2 protein-coding genes are annotated in these 1,695 nt (G+C 69.0%); one reads left to right on the top strand and one right to left on the bottom strand.

The features are described from left to right. The first annotated feature begins 117 nt into the window (after positions 1 to 117). Positions 118 to 675 carry a hypothetical protein gene (locus ACIRVK_RS45490; RefSeq protein WP_404258048.1) on the top strand — a complete coding sequence of 186 codons (558 nt, stop codon included), beginning with the start codon at positions 118 to 120 and terminating at the stop codon, positions 673 to 675. On the opposite strand, the gene ACIRVK_RS45495 is transcribed toward ACIRVK_RS45490, so the two are convergent. After that, complete coding sequence (locus ACIRVK_RS45495) at positions 602 to 1,423, bottom strand: IS5 family transposase (RefSeq protein WP_404258050.1); 822 nt, start codon at positions 1,421 to 1,423, stop codon at positions 602 to 604. The genes ACIRVK_RS45490 and ACIRVK_RS45495 overlap by 74 nt on opposite strands. Positions 1,424 to 1,695: the final 272 nt, after the last annotated feature.

Consider the following 1,695-nt stretch of genomic DNA (forward strand, 5'->3'; position numbering starts at 1 on the left):
AGAAGCCGTTGTCTTTCCGGATGTGATCACTGAGTTTCCGCTGCTCAGGCATGGTTCCGATGCCGTCGTGGGAGCGTTCGGGCGATCAGTTCGTCCTCGATGATGCGGAGGTGGCCGGTGGCGTCGGTGATGGGGTTGCTGGAGGAGCGGGAGGCCGTTGCCCGGGTGCGGGTGGAGGAACTTCAGGTGGAGGCGGACCGGGTCTTGTCCGAACTCGCCGCGGCCGAGGCGGTGTTGGACCGCCGGGCGATCGCTCGGGCGGAGCTGGCCGAGGCCCTGGCCGCCCGCGGTGATGCGGCGGATACGGCCGTGCGGGAGGCGCCGGAACCGGTGCCGGAGACCACAGCGGTGAAGGTCCCGGTTGCGGGGTCGATCGTGCCGCACTTCGGGGAGGGGGCGACGGCGGAGGCGCTCGCGCCGGATTACCGGCGGATCGTGGAGCTGGTGGAGTCAGGTCCGGGAGGCGGTGAGGGGGTGTCGGCGAAGGAGATCGCATCCGGGCTGGGGCTGGAGTTGGTGCCGGCGAAGATCGAGGGGGTGCGGTCCAAGGCAAGGCGCCTGGCCGAGCGGGGCTGGCTGGCGGTGTCGCCGTCTGGACGGTTCACGCCGCGGCAGTCCACTGTGACCGCTCCTGCCGGGGCCGGGAGGCTGTCCGGGCAAGACGGCGGCTCATGAGCATGGCCTGCGAGAAGTAGATGAACGCCTCGCTGGAGGCGGGCAGTGTCTCGAAGTCGCGCACCAGGCGCCGCGAGCGCATCAGCCATCCCAGGGTGCGCTCGACCACCCACCTTCTCGGCAGCACCACGAACCCCTTCATGTCGTCGCTGCGTTTGACGATCTCCAGCGTGAGCTGGAGTTTCTCCTTCGCCCAGTCGACCAGGCGGCCGGTGTAGCCGCCGTCGGCCCACACCAGCGTGATCGTGCGGAACCGCGCCCGCAGATGGGGCAGCATGACGCGGGCGGCCTGCCGGTCGGTCACGTGTCCGGCCGTCACCAGCACCATCAAGACGAGGCCGATGCTGTCCGTGATGACGTGCCGGCGCCTTCCGTTGATCTTCTTGCCGCCGTCGTAGCCGCGTGAGGCGGCGGGCACCGAGGAGGCGCCCTTCACCGACTGCGAGTCGATGATCGCTGCCGTCGGCTCTGGCTGACGGCCCTCGGCCTCACGGACCCTTCCGCGCAGCCGGTCATGGAACTCCCGGGCCAGGCCCGCCCGTCGCCACCTGCGAAAGTAGGCGTATACGCGGTCCCATGCCGGGTAATCGACAGGCAGGGAGCGCCACTTGATCCCATTGTCGGTGACGTAGAAGATCGCGTCCAGCATCTGCCGGTGGCAGTAGCCCTCCGGCTGTCCGCCCCGGCCCTCCAGCCAGGCCGGGACCGGCATCGCGTCGCGCACCACCGCCCATTCCTCATCCGTCATGTCGGAGGGATACACCGGCGCCCTCTCCGGGCGGTCGGCCGCGTTCCCGAACCGGTGAGCGAGGCAATCGCACGCCGACACGCGGGAGTTGGACGGGAACAGGTCCGTCACGCAAGACTGGGACAACAGGGCCTCCTGGCACTCGAGTTGGCTTCGCAACCCTCGTGCTGCACCGGAGGTCCTGCTTTCATGCGCCCGCGCGGCCAAGATCACTCGACTTGGGACCCCGTTCGATCAGAACCGCGCTCATGATCGATAGGCATACGGCTTCT

The organism is Streptomyces sp. NPDC101152 (genome assembly GCF_044768275.1).
Lineage (GTDB): Bacteria > Actinomycetota > Actinomycetes > Streptomycetales > Streptomycetaceae > Streptomyces.